The 17,639-nt window shown below is 72.8% G+C and carries 12 protein-coding genes; 5 read left to right on the top strand and 7 right to left on the bottom strand.

Going from position 1 to position 17,639, the window contains the following annotated elements; all coding sequences use genetic code 11:
- Positions 1–116: 116 nt before the first annotated feature.
- From ACPA54_RS24290 to ACPA54_RS24270, 5 genes are all read right to left on the bottom strand, one after another.
- The gene (locus ACPA54_RS24290; protein WP_423533053.1) at positions 117–2,261 is read right to left on the bottom strand and encodes a hypothetical protein; all 2,145 of its coding nucleotides are present in this window, start codon (positions 2,259–2,261) and stop codon (positions 117–119) included.
- Positions 2,261–3,043, bottom strand: coding sequence for a DUF8175 domain-containg protein (locus ACPA54_RS24285; RefSeq protein WP_423533051.1), 783 nt, complete (start codon positions 3,041–3,043; stop codon positions 2,261–2,263). The genes ACPA54_RS24290 and ACPA54_RS24285 overlap by 1 nt, the downstream gene beginning before the upstream one ends.
- Before the next feature lie 95 nt (positions 3,044–3,138).
- Positions 3,139–3,492 carry a hypothetical protein gene (locus ACPA54_RS24280; RefSeq protein WP_423533049.1) on the bottom strand — a complete coding sequence of 118 codons (354 nt, stop codon included), beginning with the start codon at positions 3,490–3,492 and terminating at the stop codon, positions 3,139–3,141.
- Between the two features lie 163 nt (positions 3,493–3,655).
- A complete protein-coding gene (locus ACPA54_RS24275) occupies positions 3,656–4,915 on the bottom strand; it encodes an SCO6880 family protein (RefSeq protein WP_423533047.1) in 1,260 nt (419 codons plus the stop codon).
- Positions 4,916–4,955: 40 nt separating this feature from the next.
- Positions 4,956–5,495, bottom strand: a complete 540-nt coding sequence (locus tag ACPA54_RS24270) for a DUF6668 family protein (protein WP_423533045.1) — start codon at positions 5,493–5,495, stop codon at positions 4,956–4,958.
- 382 nt (positions 5,496–5,877) lie between these two features.
- Between ACPA54_RS24270 and ACPA54_RS24265 the strand changes: the two genes are divergently transcribed.
- Positions 5,878–7,416, top strand: coding sequence for a hypothetical protein (locus ACPA54_RS24265; RefSeq protein WP_423533043.1), 1,539 nt, complete (start codon positions 5,878–5,880; stop codon positions 7,414–7,416).
- Between the two features lie 11 nt (positions 7,417–7,427).
- Here ACPA54_RS24265 and ACPA54_RS24260 read toward each other — a convergent pair whose 3' ends face one another.
- Together ACPA54_RS24260 and ACPA54_RS24255 are read right to left on the bottom strand one after the other, a co-directional pair.
- Positions 7,428–8,030 (bottom strand): DUF4913 domain-containing protein, encoded by a 603-nt coding sequence (locus ACPA54_RS24260; protein ID WP_423533042.1) that lies wholly within the window; start codon positions 8,028–8,030, stop codon positions 7,428–7,430.
- Positions 8,027–9,811, bottom strand: coding sequence for a TraM recognition domain-containing protein (locus ACPA54_RS24255; protein WP_423533040.1), 1,785 nt, complete (start codon positions 9,809–9,811; stop codon positions 8,027–8,029). The genes ACPA54_RS24260 and ACPA54_RS24255 overlap by 4 nt, the downstream gene beginning before the upstream one ends.
- Before the next feature lie 260 nt (positions 9,812–10,071).
- On the opposite strand from ACPA54_RS24255, the gene ACPA54_RS24250 reads away from it, so the two are divergent.
- From ACPA54_RS24250 to ACPA54_RS24235, 4 genes are all read left to right on the top strand, one after another.
- Positions 10,072–12,642 carry a hypothetical protein gene (locus ACPA54_RS24250; RefSeq protein ID WP_423533038.1) on the top strand — a complete coding sequence of 857 codons (2,571 nt, stop codon included), beginning with the start codon at positions 10,072–10,074 and terminating at the stop codon, positions 12,640–12,642.
- Positions 12,643–12,910: 268 nt separating this feature from the next.
- On the top strand, positions 12,911–13,984 hold the full coding sequence (locus tag ACPA54_RS24245; RefSeq protein WP_423533036.1) for an AAA family ATPase: 1,074 nt from the start codon (positions 12,911–12,913) through the stop codon (positions 13,982–13,984).
- Positions 13,985–13,989: 5 nt separating this feature from the next.
- Positions 13,990–15,177 carry a DUF58 domain-containing protein gene (locus ACPA54_RS24240; protein ID WP_423533034.1) on the top strand — a complete coding sequence of 396 codons (1,188 nt, stop codon included), beginning with the start codon at positions 13,990–13,992 and terminating at the stop codon, positions 15,175–15,177.
- A 64-nt stretch (positions 15,178–15,241) separates the two neighbouring features.
- Positions 15,242–17,587: a transglutaminase TgpA family protein gene (locus ACPA54_RS24235; RefSeq protein ID WP_423533032.1), complete on the top strand. Its 2,346-nt coding sequence runs from the start codon at positions 15,242–15,244 to the stop codon at positions 17,585–17,587.
- Positions 17,588–17,639 lie beyond the last annotated feature (52 nt).

Below are 17,639 nucleotides of genomic sequence, written 5' to 3'. Positions count from 1 at the left end.
ACCAGGCCGCCGAGCACCACGAGCGATCCGCCCATGCCCAGCTTGCCGAAGCCCGGAGACGTCGGCTTACGCCAGTTCCCGTACGTACGAACGTCGGATTCGGACATGTGCGTCTCCTACGCCGTCGGAGGGGCCGGAGGACGTGCCCTGCCGGCACCACCCGGACCCGGCGGCATCGCGGCTCCGCCCCCGGTGTCGCCTGTACCGCCCGAACCACCGAGACCCATGCGGGCGTTCAGCAAGGACGGCAGCGTGCCGTTGCGCGACGCCCGCTCCGCCTCCGCGGGGGTGATCGGGTTGTCAATGCGGTTCAAGCCGCGCTCTTGGAGGTACTGGCCGACCTGCACGAGTTGGGCCTGACCCGCGCCGGAGGCCCTGGCGAGCACATCGTCCGAACGCTTCTGCGCGGCATTGTGCGCCGATTCGACAGCCTCGTAGTCGGCGCTGCTCATGCTCGTATCTCCTTGCGCGTGCAACCACTGGATCTTCTTCTCGCCCGCGTCGACGAGGACCGCGGCATCGCTGGTGCTGCCGTCCGGGCCCTGGTAGGCGTGGGTGCCGACCTCACCGCGGGGCAGCGGGTCCGGCAGGCCGACACGCGGATCGCTCTGCCCCAGGTTTCCGGCCGCGAGGTCCGCCGGGCTGCCGGCATCGCCGACCGCGCCGGCCGGGTGCGCGAGCACTCCCCCGCCGCCGGCCTGGTTGCCGGGACCGCCGCCCGCTCCGCCGCCTGCCCCGGCGCGCGCCCGGACCCCCGGGTTGGCGGGACCGGGCGGCTGCCCGGCTCGCGCGCGGACGCCGGGGTTGGCCGGGCCGGGCGGTTGGCCGGCCCGGGCCCGTCCCGCACCGGGACCTCCCGGGGCGCCGCCGGCTCCGCGCACCAAGGCCGCTCCTCCACCGCCTCCGCCGGCATCGCCTCCACCGGCCGCCGCTGCGGCCACGCCGCCGGTGCCGCCGGTGCCGCCCGCGGCACCTGCGGCATTTGCCGCCGCACCAGCGGCACCGCGCGCTCCCGTGGCCGCGAGGCCGCGCGCCACACCCCACGCGACGCCGCCGACCGCCAGGGCGCCGACCGCGAGACCGGCCCGGGCGGCGCCCGCGGTCTGCTGGGTCGACCCGGCGGCGTGCGACATGAACGGTGCCGCCGCCCGCATCGTCGCGGGCAGCACCATGGTGATCAGCGCCAGGACGATGAGCCCGCGCCACGTCGCCGCGGCCCCGGTCAGCGCCGTGTTGCTGGTGCCGATGAGGATCTCGCGATAGCCGATGACCAGCATCAGCCCCATCAGGTCCAGGATGAAGATCCACACCCCGAGGCGGATCATCTGGTCCTTGAGCGCCTGCTTGCCGCTCTCTCCCAGCGCGGCCGCGGCCGCCATGAGGGGCATGGTGCCGACGTAGTAGATGATGAGGAAGTACCGGATCACCATGTGCACGTAGAGCACCAGCGACACGCAGATGATGATGATCCCGCCGACGACGTCGAGGAGATGGAAGTCGTCGCCGCTGTTGATCCCGGCGAGCATCTCCCAGATCCCGGTGGTCAGCGCGGTGGTCGCAGTTTCACTGGGCCGGCCCATGCCGGTGCGGATGATGTAGTCGAAGAACGCCCGCGACGTCTTGATCATCATGTCCGCGAAGAGCAGAAGGAGTCCCGAGACGAGTGTGAACGTCACCAGGGACTTGAAGAGTTCCTTGGCCGGCTTGCCGTCGCGCGCGAACGCCAGCCGGATCACGGCGATCAGCACCGACAGGATCAGGAAGAAGTACACGACGATGTTGGTGTACTGCGTGATGTAGCCGACGGTGCCGTTCGCGCCGCCGTCGCTCTTCTGAAGCTGTGGATCGCCGAGCGTGGCCCACCAGGTGAAGACGCTGCGCGCCATGTCGAAGACCTGGTACTTCACCCAGCCGGGGAAGTCCTTGATCCAGCTCGGGCTCCCCATCTCCGCGGCCTTGCTCTGGCAGAAGCCGGTCGGCTCACCCCAGCCGTCGCAGCCGTTCTCCTTGTTGTCGCCGTACTCGTCGAACTTGTCGGCGTAGCACTGGTTGTCGTCCTCGGTCCGGAGGGCACCGGACGACTGCTGGCAGTTCTCGTCCGACGGCATGATGTCCTGCGGTGCCATCGGCACGGATCGCGCGCCCGCTGCCTGGGCCTGTCCGCCGACGGTCCCAGTAAGCGCCAGCAGTGCGACGGCCAGCGCCAGCACCACGAGGACACCCCGGGCGAGCCGGCCGTGCCGGACGGATCGGCCGGTCATCAGGAACCACCGGCCTGCCACGGCACGAAGCCGCTCAAACTCGACTCCTCCTGGACCATGGCGGCCGGCTTGCCACCGGTCTGGAGCTGCAACCGCCAGTCCCCCTCGACCCACTTGATCGTGTAGAGCGCGCTGGACATGTGCAGTCCGCCGTCGGTGGCGCGCATCATCTGGATGACAGCCGTGTCCTCCGTGTAGCTGACGAACTTGAAGCCGGCCAGTTGCATGACCGTGCCGCCGGTGCCGGTGTTGGCCCGCGGCGAAGCGGAGGCCGCGGCTTCGGCGGCGGTGCGGGCGGTGCGGGCCGCGTCGCGCTCGGGCCCGGGGGCCAGCGAACGGTCCATCACCAGCTGCCAGTCGTCCGAGAACGAATAGCGCGTCGTGACCTGCGCGGCGGCGAGCAAGGCGCCCACCGGTGTGTGGGCGAAGCAGCGCACGGCGTCGCCGTCGGCACGTGCCGGGCCCGCGGTCGCGGACATCGGCAGCAGCGACTGGTGGTACAGGGACCACGTCACCCCGTCCGGGGCCAGCGTCGGCACGGTCCGGTCCTTCGCGTCGAGCGCCGGGCACGGCGCCGCGGGAGCGGCCGACGGGAGCGGCGGCGCCGATGTCGGAGTCGCCGCGGGCAACGCGGCGGAGTCGGTGGCCTGATCGTCTCCGGCGGCGGCCGACGGCACGCCGTCGTCGGCGGTGCCGCCGTCGTCCGCGCCGGGGACTCCCCCGTTGACGACGGCGATCACACCGAACAGGACCATGGCGACGATGAACCCGACGGCGGCCACGAACCCGCGTGCCTGGAACGGACTTTCGTTCTGAGGGCGACGGTCTCGGGCCGTCCGCCGGAACACAGCCATGCGCTACTCCGCGGAGACCGGGGCTAATTGAAAGCGTCGATGATCGACGTCGCGCTGCCGATGATCACCGCGCCGCCGATGACCCAGCCGACCCGGCCGAGCGCCTGGAAGCCCTTGCCGCTGATCCAGGACCACGCCATCATCCCGCCGCAGCCGATGAGGCCCAGCATGACGACGGTCCAAGCTCCCAACTGAACCCAGCCGAGCATGTCTTGCAGCTTCTGCATGAAGCCGCCTTTGATGCTGACGTTGCCACTCGGATCCAGTGGTGTCGTCGTGTCGCTGCCGCCGCCCTTACCACCGGACGGCTTCGGCGTCGGCGCCATGGGCAGCGCGAGATAAATCCGGATGCCGAGATCCAGCATCGATGCGGCCATGACATCCTCCGAATATCTTCACTCATCGGCGGGTGGCCCGACGATGCCCCCGGGCCCGAATTCCGACGGGCCACTCTGTCGAAACTATTGCCTGGTGCAGGGTTTCCGGACAAGCCGGATCACGCGGAATGCAGCGCCCTCGGCGCGGACCCGCCGCGCCGTGTCAAGAACCGCCGCGACGACGGCGCTTCGCGGTGGCCGGCCGATTCGCCTGAGGCAGCGTCAACCGGTCCGGCGCCACTACTCCGAGTGGCAGCGCGGCCACGAAAGCGGATGCCTGGGAACCGTAGACACGGCGGAGCAAAACTCTCTCCCGGGGCCCGAGTTCGTGGACGACATAGCGGGTCGCGGGCAACGATTCGAGGCTGCCGACGGTCGCGGTGGCCAGGATTCCGTAGCGGGTGATCCGCGGTTCGTCGGACAGCCACGGGTTCGGGCCGGCGGCCGGACGCCGGGCGCGCCGCAGGCCGCGGCCGGCACCGTCGTCGTCCGGCTCGGGGGCCGGTTCGGGCGCGGGCGGGCCGTAAAGCAGCGTGGCGCGCTTTTCTATGATTTCCTCGTCGGGAATCAGCCAGCGGGCCAGGACCGACGGGAAGAAGTCGCCTCCGGAAACGCGGGACATCGCCCAGGTGACGGAATAGGCGCCGTCGTGCCGGTAATGGTCCCATTCGCTCGACGAGTCCACCGGGCCGGCCTGCTCCCAGCGTATTCCGGAGCCGCCTTCGCGGCGTGCCTGCGCAAGCAATCCGGCGATACTCGGGTCGTAGGCGACGCGGACCGCTTCGGCGAGTTCCTCGGCGTCGAGCGGCCGGGCCGGGCCGTTCTCGGTGAGCTGAAGGCCCGCGGACAGTCCGGGCAGCCGCCGACCGATCTCGGTGGCCATTTCCTCGGCGTTTCCGCGGCCTCGCCCGCGGCCGCCGGGCGCGGAGAACGTCAGGGCGATCCGGGCGCGCAGGCGCAGCGGGACCCTTCCGGATCCCTCGGGCTCCCGGTCGGCGAACAGCCAGTCGAACGCCCCGGTCTCCGCGGCCCAGCGCGGGATTGCTTCCACGGTCTCCCCGCCGTCGATCACGACGGCGTCCAATGTGACGGCCGCGGCGGCGAGTTCGACCTTGGCGGAGAGTGCCCCGATCGACTGGTCCCACATCTCCAGCCACGCGTCGAACTGCTCGGGACCCACGCCCCGGTGCTCGTCGGAGACGGATTCGAGGACGACGGTGTACTGGTTCGATGCCGCGAAGCCGAGCAGCGCGAACGGACGCAGGTAGGCGTCGTAGGACTCGTACAGCTTGGACGTGCCCGCCAGGCCGGGGAACTTGCAGGATCCGACGAGCGTCACTCCGGGCGGCCCGGCGGTGCCGGGGGCGACGCCGTTCACCCGGAGGTGGGCCGCGGCGGGGCGCTTCTTCTGGGTCACCGCCATGCCCGCACCTCCGGCCCGGGCGCGGCGGGCTGCTGGGAAGTCACCGGGTATCCCCTTCGACGTGTTCGGCAGCGGATTGCAGGTCGCGGGCGATCTTGGCGACGTGGCGCGGTGTCGTTTCCGGCGACGGCGGTTCGCCGAGGCGCCACGGCTCGTGCCACGGAACCGTCCACACGTGCGGCAGTCCGCCGGCCACGAGCTTCAGCCACTGCTGGAGTTGGCGGGGCAGCTTGCCGGGTGCGTCGGCCACCGCGACGAGTCCGAACAGCCGGACGTCGCCGACGGCTCCGGACGCCCATTGGCGTGCCGCACGTTGGGCCGACTGCAGCCCCGCGGCGTGCGTGCGGGCGACCAGGACGACGCCGGGCCGGATGCCTTCCGGGTAGCGTGGCCATCCACGGGGGCCCGCGTCGGCGCCGCCGAGCGCGGCGGCCAGCGTGGTCGCCCCCGAACCGCCGTGGCACGGCACCCACCACCACGGCGGTGCGCCGCGGGACACGTCGGGCTCCCACGTCGGCAGGCCGCCGGTCGGGATCGGAGCGACGAGCCCGCGCACCGGCACGGAGGCGGAACGCTGCACCGGACGGGCCTCCACAGGGATGTCCGCCGGAGCGGACGCTTCCTCCGCCGATACCACCCAGGGGTTCCCCGGAGTTGGCGGTTTCCTAGCCACGAGGCCCCACCCGCACACTCATGAGGACTCCCGGACGCTTTGACAGTCGTGCGATTGCGAGGTTACGGACGGCTTGTCCGGGGCGCCATCCGGAACGCGCGGCCCTGCACGCGTCACCGGGATATCCCGGTCAAACCTCGGAGTTGATCCTGATTTGGGAGGCCGGACCAGGCCGTCCCGACCGGCTTCCGACGCCGGTCCCGCGGACGCCGGCGGCGAGCGGGCGCCCCGCCCGATCCGGCCTCGCACCCCTTCGATGGGAAGAGCGCGCACATTGGTGGACGGGCCCATGACCACGACTTCGAAGCAGCCGGGCCGACGGCGGACCCGCGGGGTGCGGAACGGCGTCCGGCTGGCGTCCCTGCCCGTCGCCGCGCTGCTGTTGAGCGGCTGCCTGGGCGGTGGTTCCGGCGACGGCGGCGGGGCGGGCGCGGTGAACCCGACGGAAGCGCCGGAAGCCGCCGATGCCTCGAAACTGCACGTGCCCGTCGGCTTCGACACCGCCCGCGCCTGGCAGTCCGACCAGCGCGGCCGGGTCTACGCGGTGGCTCCGGTGGCCGGCGTCTTCGTCGACCTGTCGGCGCAGGAGAGTCCGCCCGAAGGAGCGTCTTCGGCCGCGGAATCGCCGTCCTCGGACGAGGCCGCCGATCCCTCGGCGGATGCTTCGGAGGACCCGGCCGCGCAGCTTCCGGCGGTCATCGCCCGCAAGGCGGGCGACGGCGCGGTGCTGTGGTCGTCCAAGCCGCTGAGTCCGCTGAGCCAGCAGCGCACGCCCGAACTCCACGTCGTCTCGACGGCGCGCGGCGAGTACGTGGTCGTCGTGCGCCGCGGCGTCGTCCCCGCGTCCGGTATCGCCCGGGCCCGCGACCTGGTGGTGGTCGACGCGTTCCCGGTGAACGCGGGCGGCCGGGATGTCCCGGCCACCGCCCACCTGGAGCGCGAGGTCGCCGGCGGGCTGGACAACGCACAGGCCGTGGTCGGCGACGGCGGGGTGCTGTTCCCGGGCTCCGAGGACGACAGCAAGCGGGTCCGCGAAGGGGCCCTGTGGAATCCGCTCACCGGCGCCGTGTCCCCCGTCCCGGTGTCCGCACCGGAAAACCGCCCCTGCGCCACCGACCGGAACGGCTGCGACGTGCAGGATGTCCCGGCGCTCCCGACTTCCGCGGGCATCCTGACGACCGAGCAACCCGCCAGCAACGACATGCGGTTCGGCCTCCAGGGGGGTTGGAAGTCGACCGCCGTGGCACCGGAGGGAGCGAGCCGCGGCCGAGTGGTCCAGGTCGTCGGCAGCACCGTCTTCATCGAGTGGTACCGCGACGACAACAGCGGCAGCATCTACGCGCTGCACGATCTGGCCACCGGCGCCCTCGTGGTGTCCGCCGCATGCGACCTCGGTGTGGAGTCGGAGAACAAGAACGAGGACCCGGAACTCACCGTGCTCATGTCCCCGCAGGGACGCTACGTCGCCGTCGGTTCGCTGCTCTTCGACCTGTCCGCCGGCACATCGCGCTGCTACAGCGGTGACAACGCCAACCGAGGCATCCTGTTCGACGCGCTCACCGACGGCGGTACGGCCTACGGCACCCTGCGCGACGACCAGGACGAGACGCCGGACCCGGTGGCCGTCAAGATCGCCACGAAGGCCATCGAACCGCTGCCCGAGGGCACGCAGTTGCCCGATCTCGTGACACACGACGGCGTGGCGCTGTTCACCGTGGTCGAGGACCAGGGCAAGGAGGAGGAGAAGGCCACCGCCTTCCTCGTCCCCCCCGCCGTCCCCGGCGCACCGCAGCAGTCCCCCGCCGCTCCGGCTTCCGCGGCTCGGTAGACCGCGGGGGCTCAGTAGTCGGCGGCCATTCCCAGGTCCTTGGTGTATCCGGTGGGCGCGGACGGCGGCTGATCCGATTCGACCCCCGCGTCGCCGCCGGCCACGTCGCTCGCATCGAGCCGGTAGGCCGGGTGGTCCCAGATCTCCGGGGGCGACGGGGCCATGGGCAGCGGCTCCAGCTCGCGTACGGCGTGGCCTTCCCGCGGGTCGCAGAGCGCGAACGGCCCGAACTCCGGGTCCATGAGGACGCGCATGTGCGGGTCGGCGTGGTGGAGCCAGAACGTGGACATGCCCAAAGCGGCGTCGACGCGCAGGTATTCGAACGCCCGCCACATCGCGCTGAGCCGCACCAGGGCCTCGGGGTGCCGCCACCACTCGGGGCACCAGATCGCGGTGGCGCGGTTGAGCCGGCGGCACAGGATCTGCCCGATGTAGTCGGTGACGAAGCTGTCCAGCGACGTGAAGACCAGCCCGCCGTCGTCCTCGTCCTGGCCGGGCTCGGGCTCGGGCTCGGACAGCTCGTCGGCCGGCAGCCCGGTCGGGGCCTCGGGTGGCACTTCGGGGAGTTCGGATACCTCCGGGCCGCCGTCCGGCCCGTTGTCGAAGATGCTCATGCCGTCTTCCGCAGTTCTTCCGGCATCTCCGACTGGGGGCTCAGCGGGCCCCCGGTTCCGCCGGGTTCGAAGTAGGCGAGGGAGGTGCGGATCTCGTCCGCGTACGGGCCTTCCCACCACGGCACGGGCTTCACGAGCGTCGGCCGGGTGCCGCTGTACTGCACCAGCGCCCGGCCGCGCGGCATCGACGCCAAGTCGGGGACGTCCAGGATCGGTTCGGAGCGCGAGCCGGTCGAGACGCTCTTGTCGAACAAGTCGTGCACCTTGCCGCTTGTCGACTTCGTCAACGGTTCGAAGATGCCGGCGGACGAGGACAGGTCGCCGAGGAACTTGGTGTCGGAGACGCCGCCGCCGTAGACGCGGACGTTCGCCGCGCCCCACAGCTTCGCCATGCCCGTGTCGCCCCACGCCGCCGCGCCCTGGGCCCACGACTGCAGGATCGTCATCATCACGATGCCACGCGAACCGAAGTGCGAGTACTTGTCCGGAAGGCCCTTCCAGGGGCAGACGTTCGCCGCCTCGTCCAGCACGAACAGGATCGGCATGTCCACACGCCCGCCGGGCGACGCGATCCCCTCGTTCTCCGCCGCCTCCGCCAACGCCGCCGTCAAGGCCAGCACCAGCGGCGCGGCCATCTTGTTCGTCTCCTCGGACAACAGGTAGATCGTGTCGGCGCCCTCCTTCACGAACGACAGGTAGTCGAAATGCGGACGGCTCGGATCCGAACCGCCCGTCACCCACTCGGCGATACCCGGCGCGATCAGGAACGACATGATCTGCGCCGCCGTCCCGTACACACCCGCCCGCTGCCGGTCCGGCGCGGTGATCACGTTCTCCACCGCATCCGCCGACATGTCGTGCCCGAACGCCCGCAGAATCCGCTCCGGAGTGTCGTCCGTCGGCCGCGTCAGCCACGTGTAGACCCGCGTGATCGGAAGACTGTCCAACGACGCCGCGAGCAGCATGTTGCTGATCAGGTCCTCCGCCGCCGGCTCGAAATACGCGTCGCTGCGCGCATGGTCCGGGCGGTTGATCGACGAGAACCGGCTCGTCATCTTCACCGCGCGCACGATGCTGTCGCCCACATACGACAGCGGGTTCCAGTACCAGCTCGGCGGCTCCCCGGCCTGCGCCTGCGGGTCGAACACCCACACCCGGCCGCGCCGCATCCGCGAGTACCGCGTCGCATCCACCACGTCGCGCTTGTTGGACGTCACCACCGTCGGCCCGGGGGCCGCCACGATGTTGGGGATGGCCCGGGTGGCGGTCTTGCCGGTACGCGGACCCCAGATGTCCACGTGCATGTCCTCCCACGTGCCCCACAGATCGGCACTGCCGCGCACCATCCGACCGATCTGCACACCCGGCGGATCCAGACCCGGCAGACCCAGCCGCCGCGCCGTGTTCGACGCACCCTTCGTCGTGATCGCCGCCAACTCCCGCTTCTGCGCCAGATACGGCGCAGCCCGGTCCACCAACACCTCACGACGGCGCTTGAGACCGACCGACACGCCGATGCCCACACCGGCCGCAGCCACCACCGCGCACATGACGAACACCGCGGCAGTCGCGGTCGCGCCGGGCCACTGGTACTTGTCCATAGCCAGGAGCACGACCAACACCGGGGGGAATCCCGGCGGGTTCTCCTGCCCCTCACCCGTCCCGATCCACGCCCCGGCCCACGCCACCACGCAACCGAGGAACAACACCCCGATCAACGCGCCCAGCGCCTGCATCTCCGCGTGCGGATTGGGCCCCCGCCGCTTGGTCGTCGCGCTCAACGGCGTCCTCCCCTCACTACCGCGCCCCACCCTGGGACAGCGTCCGCGCGGCCGTCAATGGAGCCGGCTCGGGTCGGCGCTCCGTGTCCTTTCCGGTTTCACTTCGCATCCCGGTCATCCCAAAGCCGCGCCCGGCGCGCGTGCGCGGGATAGCCCCGCGGCCGGGCGTCCCACCAAGCTGGAGGGCATCACCGGAACCAGGTGACCGGGCCTCTACGCCTCTGCCCGCCTGGCCCGCACTCCAAGGAGGACGCAGTCTGATGCCGCGTATTCTCCCCCGCCGCCTGCGCAGTTCGCTGCGGCTGGGCAGCGGCCGGACGACCACGGCCGTCGCGCTCGGCGCGGCCGGCGCGCTGGTGGCCGGCATGGTCGTGGCCGGCATGGGCGCGGCCGGCGCGGACCCGAACCTGTCCGACATCGGTGCCTGGCTGGCCAGCGACGGCAAGTCCAGCATTTCGCACGTCAACGGGCTGACCGGCCAGGTCGACGGGCGTGTGCAGCTCCCGAAGAACAGCAACTCGCAGCTCCAGGTGAGCGAGGACGGCAAGAGCGTCCTCGTCATGGACACCACGACCGGCAAGGTCAGCCGCATCGACCCGGCCCAGCTGACGGTGCCGCAGACCGCGGACTTCCAGGCCGGCTCCCAGGTGTTCAGCGGCGGCGGCAAGGCCTGGCTGGTGGACGCCGCCAAGGGCGAGGTCCAGGCGATCGACCCGGTGGCGCTTGCGCCGCTCGGCCCACCCGTCCCGGTCGGCGCCCGTCCGCTCGGCACCGCGCAGGCGGACCCGAGCGGGACGCTGTGGATCCCGGTACCCGCCACCGGCCAGCTCGTGCCGTTCACCACGCAGCCCGGCGCACCCATCAAGGTGGCCGAGCCGGGCGGGGCCCTGATGCTCACGCTCGCCTCGGGCCGCCCGGTGGTGACCGACGTGGTGGGCGGCCGGCTGCTCGTGGTGTCGGGCACCGGTATCGAGCGCACCGTCACGCTGCCGAGCGAACTCACCAAGGGCAAGGCGGACAAGCTCCAGGCGCCCGGCCGCAGTGAAGGCCCGCTGGTGCCGATCCTGGCGGCCGACACGGGTGTTCTGACGCTGATCGACATCGACTCCGGTTCGGTGTCCGCGGTGCCGCTCAAGCTCGGCGACCACGACTTCGGTCCGCCGCAGGTGCTCGGCGCCAAGGTCTACATCCCGGACCGGACCACGGGTTCGCTGGCGGTCTACAACACCGTCCGCAACGAGTTCGAGCCGCAGCTGAAGGTCACCGGCGTGCCGGGACCGCTGGAGGCGTACGTCCGCGACGGGCTCCTGTGGGTCAATGCCCCGAACAGCGCGACCGCCGCGGTGGTCAACGTGCAGGGCCAGATCCACCTCATCGGCAAGTTCGACACCAACGGCCCCAAGCCCGGTTCGACCGCTTCGGGTTCGGCCGCGCCGACGCCCGGCAAGAGCGTCCCGGAAGGCGGCGTCACCGCCACCGGGAGCCCGTCGGACGACGCGCCGACGGGCGGCGACCCGACCGCCGGGAAGGAATCGCCTTCGGGCGACGCGCCGTCGGGCAGCGCGAGCGGCTCTCCCGACGCCACGGCCCCGGGGGCGGACCCGCCGGTCGGCGGGGACCTCCCGGGCGACACCGGGAACACCGGCAACACGGGGAACACCGGCGGCACCGGAAACAACGGGAACGACAACACCCCGTCCGACCCCGGTCCGTCCCGGCCCTCCGACCGGCCCGTGCCGTCGCTGCCGGAGATCCCGCTGCCGACCCGGCAGCCGACCGATCCGGGACCCGGCACGCCGAACACGACGCCGCCCGCGGCGACGACGGCACCCACCCAGCCGAACCCCCCGACGACGCCGCCGGCGCAGACGACCCAGCCCACCCAGCAGCCGACTTCGGCCAAGCCGACCACGACGTCGCCGAAGCCCACGACCACGACGTCCAAGCCGAGCACGCCGCCGATGAAGGCTCCGGGCGCCCCGAAGGTGCAGTCGCAGGCCGGGAAGATCTTCGTCACTGTCAGGCCGGCCTCCGGCGCCACGCCGACCCGGTACCGGCTCGCCGGTCTGACTGCCGGCATGGGCGTCAGCCCGGCGTCGATCCCGGCGAAGGGTCCGTTCATCTTCACGGTGACCGGCGGATCGTGCGAGAAGGAGTACAAGTTCTTCATCATCGCCGACTACCCGGGCGGCACCATGAACTCGCCGAGTTCGACAGGCGTCCGGCCGTGTGTCGCGGCCGGCAAGCCGCTGAACCTGGCGGCGAGTGCGGTGTCCGGCGGCAAGGTCAAGGTGTCGTGGAAGCCGCCGGCGAACACCGCCGGCGAGAAGGTCACCTACACCGCGTCCTGGACGGCGAAGCGCTCGACGTCCGGCGCCGCGCTGGCCGGCGACGGCTCGGGTCTCCTGACCCCGGTCGACTTCGCCGGCGGGGAGGCTCCGCAGCTGGTCGCCGACCCGCCCGCGATGAACTTCCCGGAGGTCGCCGACGGCATGGACGTGCTGGCCGCGGCGGCGCCGACGAAGGGCAGTGCGACGACGACGTCGACGTCGATCACGTTCAGTGTGGGCGGCGGCGCCGGTTCGTACACCTTCAAGGTCGCGGCGAAGAACGCGGCCGGCACCACGAGTTCGTCGACCGCGACGCTCACCGTGTCGCTGTCCTGGGGCGGCAAGGTCACCGCTTCGCTGACCGTTCCGCCGGAGACGCCCGGGACCGCGCCCTATCCTCCGACCCCGTCCCCCGGCGAGCCCGGGGGCGGCGGCGGCCCGGTGGCGAACGCCGCCGCCATCGTGCCGCCACGCCGCAACGGCTCCGTCCCGACGATGTGACGGCCGGCGGCGCACCGCGGGGCGGTGGCTCCTGCCTGACACCGGCCCGCGGGGACGGCGCGGGCGGCGTGCGGCCGGGGGACCGGAGCACGCTGCCCGCGGCCTGACCCGCCGCGCGCTCCCGAGTGCGGCACGGCACGCCTCGCTCGCCGACCCTGCCGAATCCGCCGAATCTGCCGAATCCGCCGAGTCTTCTCCGCCGGCCTCGCCGGCCGGCCATCCCGGTGGGCTGCCGACGCGGCGGCCCGACGACCACCGTAGGAGCACCGTGAGCACGAACCCGCACCCCGCGCCCGTCGGCGGCCCGGTCCCCGGCCCCCCGGCCGACGCGGGCACCCCGGCCGGCCCGAGCGTCGCCTACCACGCGCCCGACGCGCTGCGGCTGTTCCGCGAGTGCTTCCACGCCCTCGCCGACAACGTCGAACGCGTCCTCACCGGCAAGCGCGAGGTCGTCGAGCTGGCGCTGACCGCGCTGTTCGCCGAAGGCCACCTGCTGGTGGAGGACGTCCCCGGCACCGGCAAGACGACCCTGGCCCGCGCGATCTCCGCGTCGCTCGACGCGACCTGCCAGCGCGTGCAGTTCACGCCCGACCTGCTGCCGTCGGACATCACCGGCGTGTCGATGTTCCGGCAGACCACCAACGCGTTCGAGTTCCTGCCCGGCCCGGTGTTCGCGAACATCGTGATCGGCGACGAAATCAACCGGGCGTCGCCCAAGACGCAGTCCGCGCTGCTGGAGGTCATGGAGGAGGGCCGGGTCACCGTCGACGGCGTCGCGCACCCGGTGCCGCGGCCGTTCATGGTGGTGGCGACGCAGAACCCGGTCGACATGTCCGGCACCTACCCGCTGCCGGAAGCCCAGCTCGACCGGTTCCTCATGCGCATCACCGTCGGCTACCCGGACACCCGCTCCGAAATCCGGGTGGCGGCCGGGGCGGTAGGAACACCGGTCGTCGAGACCCTCCCCGCGATCGCCGCGGCGCACCACATCGGCGAGTTCATCGAGGTCGCGCGCAACCGCGTGCAGGCCGCGGAACCGGTCGTCGACTACGCGGTCCGCATCGCGCAGGCCACCCGCACCTCCCCGCACGTCCGCCTCGGCGCGGGACCGCGCGGCAGCGTCTCCCTGATCCGCGCGGCGAAGGTCCGGGCGGCGTCCCAGGAACGCGGCCACGTGCTGCCCGAGGACATCAAGGCGCTCGCCGAGCCTGTGCTGACACACCGTCTGCTCCTGTCCCCGGACGCCGAGTTGTCCGGCTGGACCGCGGAAGCGGTGCTCGCCGACATCCTGTCCGTCGTGCCGACGCCCGTCGTCGGCGGCCTCGCGGGGGCCCGCAGGTGAAGCCCTTGCGGCGGCCGACCGATCCGGCGCGGCCCGCCCCGCCGCCGGCCGGGCCGCGGCTCACCCCGGCCGGGTACGCGGTGCTGGGCACCGGCGTGCTCGGCTGCGGATTCGGCTGGGGCCTGGGCTACACCGAGGCGGTCGTCCTCGGGCTCGCCGCGCTCGCCGCGGTGGCCGCCGCGCTGCTGTGGACGGTGAAGGTGCCGGATGTCGAGACCCGGCGCGAGGTGGTCCCGGGACGCGTCGCGCGGACCGATCCGGCCTACGGCGTCGTGGTGTTGGCCAACACCGGCTCGCGCACCCTGCGCGGCCTGCGTGCCGAGGACCGGGTCGCGGGACGGCCGATGCTCCCGGTGGACCTGCCGCCCGTGCCGCCCGGCTGCGAGGTCCGGGCCCGCTACCGGCTGCCCACCGACCGCCGCGGCACCGTCGACGTGGGCCCGATGCTGCTGGTCCGCGGAGACCCGCTGGGGCTGGCCCGCCGGGTGCGGGAATGCGGCGACGTGGAGAGTCTGCTGGTGCGCCCGCGCACGGTGACCCTGCCGGTGCTGCCCGCCGGACGCACGCACCACCTGGAGGGCCCGACCTCGGACACCGCCGAAGACGGCACCCTGACCTTCCACTCGCTGCGCGAGTACGTGCTCGGCGACGACCTGCGCCGGGTGCACTGGCGTTCGTCGGCGCGCACCGGAACGCTGATGGTGCGCCGGATGATCGACGTCAGCCTGCCCACCACGGTGGTCGTGCTGGACTCCGGCCGTGCCGGATACACCGACCGCGAGTCGTTCGAGACCGCGGTGGACGCGGTCGGCTCGGTCGTCGAGGCGGTGGCCCGCAGCCGCTTCCCCATGCGGGTGATCACCTCCGCCGGGCTGCTGCCGCTCGGCGACAACCACCAGGACGCCGACCACATCCTGGACCGCCTGGCCCTGGTGGACCCCGAGGAGAAGCGCGGCCTCGCCGACGCGCTCGACGCGCTGGAGCGGATCCGCGGCGGCGACACCCTCGTCGTCGTGACCGGCACCGTGCTGCCGCTGCCCGCCGACCGGCTCGCCCGGCTCCGCGGCCGGTTCGACCGGCTGATCGTCGTCCGCTCCGGCGACGGCCGCGACAGCGTGTCCGGGGTCCGCACGGTGCTGTTGGACCGGCTCGACGATCTGGTCCCGGCCTGGCGGCGGGAGGCCATGGCATGAGCGGAGGCAGTGCGGCGCGCGCACCGCGGCGCCGCTTCCGCAACGGACGCGGTGAGGTGCGCACATGAGTTTCGACGGAGCGGCGGACACCGTCGTCGTCCCGACCCAGGCGGGGGCAGCCAAGAGCCCGGTCGACTGGGACCGCGCCCCCAAGCCGCGGCAGCGCGGCGCGGCCGCGACGCTGTGGCGGCGGCGGCTGTGGTCGCTGCCCGCGGTGGCGGCGCTCGCCGCGGCGGGCGGGATCGCCTACCACCCGGTCTTCGGGCTGTCCGCGATCGTCCCGACCGTCGCCGTCTCGGCGATCGTCCCGGTGCTCGTGGCAGCCCTGTGGAACGCCGCGGGGCGCCCCGCCAACCGGCCGCGTCCGCTGCTCGGTTCGCTGGTGCTGACGCTGGCGGCCTGGGTGGTCGCGGTGTCCGCGTCGACGTACCGGAGCCGGGCGTACGCGCACATGCTGCCCACGCCCGGGCTGCTGCGCCGGATGAGCGCCGACCTGCTGGACGCGCCGCGCGGCGTGCTGACGACCGTCCTGCCCGCCCCGGACCATCCCGAACTGCTCGTCCTGGTGTCCGCGACGGTGTGGATGGCGGCCTTCGCGGGTGCCGAGACCGCGCTGCGCTCCGGCAGCACCGCGCTGCCCGCGCTGCCCGGTGTGCTGATGCTCGCCGTCCCGGTCGCGCTGTCGACGGATGCGCCGGGCCACGGCGTCACCGCGGCCGCCGCCGCCATCGGCGCGGCCGGCCTGCTGCTCGTCTGCCGTGCGCCGGGCCGCCGTTCGCCGTGGCGGACGCTGCTGGTCGGCGTCCCCTGGGTCGCCCTCCTCGCGGTCGCGGCGGGCTTTGCCGCCCCGCACGCGCCCGGCGTCGGCACGCCGCCGGATCTGCGGGACAACGTCGCGGCGCCGCCGCCGGTGCGTCTTTCCGGGGTCAACCCGCTCGACCGCATCTCGGCCTGGTTGCTTACCCCCGACCAGCCGCTGTTCACCGTTTCCGGCCCCGCCGACCCCGACCGCTACTGGCGGTTGACGGTGCTCGACCGGTACGACGGCACCACGTGGTACCCGGTCGGCGGGCTGCGGCCCACCGGCGGACGGGTGCCCGACGACGGGCAGAGCCCCGTCACCAAGCGCACCAAGCAGCGCGTCACGCTCGACCAGTTGGACGGCGTGTGGCTGCCGGCCGCCGACCGCCCGGCGAGCGTCACGGCGCAGGGCCTGGCGCTCGCGGTCGACCCGACCAGCGGTGCGGTCGCCACCGGGTCGGGGCTCCACCCGGGGCTGACCTACCAGGTGGAGTCGCAGGTCCCGACATTCGACCCGGACCGCCTGCAGTACCTGGCCACCGCGTCCGACCCGGCCTACGCCCAACTGCCGGACCTGGACCCCGCGTCCGAGCCGATCCCGATGGTCGAGGAGTTCCGCAAGATCGCGGAAAAGGCGACCCAGGGCAGTCAGTTCCCGTACCAGCAGGCGCTGAAGCTCGCGGACTGGCTGCGCGCCAACAACCGCTACGACATCACCGCCGTGCCCGGCCACTCATACCGCAACCTGCGCTTCTTCCTGGAGTCCAGCAAGGAGGGCACCTCGGAGCAGTTCGCCTCCGCGTTCGCCGTCCTGGGCCGGTCCCTGGGCCTGCCGACCCGCGTCGTGGTCGGCTTCTCCCGGGGCACCCAGCTGCCGGACGGATCGTGGCGCGTGGACAGCGGCAACGTGGTCGCCTGGCCGGAGGTGGAGTTCGAGCAGGTCGGCTGGGTGCCGTTCTACCCGACGCCCGGCGAGGCGGGCCGGTCCGGCAGCCCGAAGAACGACCAGAGCACGGTGGTCCCGCCGACCGCCGCACCGCCGTCCGCCCCGCCGCCGCCGTCGCGCTCCGACAAGGACCGCGACATCGCCCAGGAGCAGCGCCCCGAGGGCGTGGTGAGCCCGATTGCCGACGCGCCCGAGGACGGGTCCACTCCCCTGTGGTGGTGGGCCGCACCGATCGCCGCGCTGGCCGCGCTGGCGGTCTCCCATGTGGGCGTGGCCGCGGCGGCACCGGGCACGTTGCGCCGCCGGCGCCGCCGTGGTGCGCCCGGCGCCCGGGTGTTCGGCGCGTGGCGGCAGATCGGCGACCGGCTCGGCGACCTGGGCATGCCGCACGCGGAGGCCCGGACGGTACGCGAGGTCGCCGACTTCGGCGCCGAGCGTCTGCCCGCCGAGCTGGCCGAACGGGTCTTCGGCCTGAGCACGTTGGTCAACGAGGCGAGCTATGCCGACCGCGACGTGACGGGCAAGGAAGCCGACGACGCGTGGCGCATTTGCACCGACGTCGAGCACGCGGTGCGCCGCGCCGACGGCAGGGAGAAGCGCCGCACGCGGCTGGTGCGAGCGCTGTCCCCGCGCACGGTCGTGGCGACGCTGCGGCGGCGGTGAGCGGAACGGGCGGGCACGACGCCGGGAACGGCGCTGCGGTGGACGGCGGTAC

The organism is Uniformispora flossi (genome assembly GCF_049534875.1).
Lineage (GTDB): Bacteria > Actinomycetota > Actinomycetes > Streptomycetales > Streptomycetaceae > Yinghuangia > Yinghuangia aomiensis.
This window is presented reverse-complemented; position numbering and strand designations above follow the sequence as displayed.